This window comes from Stutzerimonas stutzeri (genome assembly GCF_013522825.1).
GTDB lineage: Bacteria > Pseudomonadota > Gammaproteobacteria > Pseudomonadales > Pseudomonadaceae > Stutzerimonas > Stutzerimonas stutzeri_AK.
Genome location: NZ_JAAMQZ010000123.1, coordinates 1 through 201, shown reverse-complemented (window position 1 = coordinate 201; position 201 = coordinate 1). Strand labels below are relative to the sequence as shown.

Below are 201 nucleotides of genomic sequence, written 5' to 3'. Positions count from 1 at the left end.
GATACCGACTCACCGCAGCTGGCCATGTTCAACGAGGCCGAAGAGCTGATCGAAGAGCCGGCCGCCGCGCCAAGCGAAGCCGAAGCCGAAGCCGAAGCCGAAGCCGAAGCCGAAGCCGAAGCCGAAGAAATCGTTGCGCCGGTCAAGCGCCGTGGCAAGCGCAAGCCGTTGCCGGCCAACCTGCCGCGTGTCGAGGTCATC

At 65.7% G+C, this 201-nt stretch carries 1 protein-coding gene; it reads left to right on the top strand.

Annotated features, from left to right (window positions below):
• The coding region (locus G7020_RS23875; RefSeq protein WP_219852826.1) for a transposase at positions 1-201 on the top strand (201 nt) is incomplete at both ends.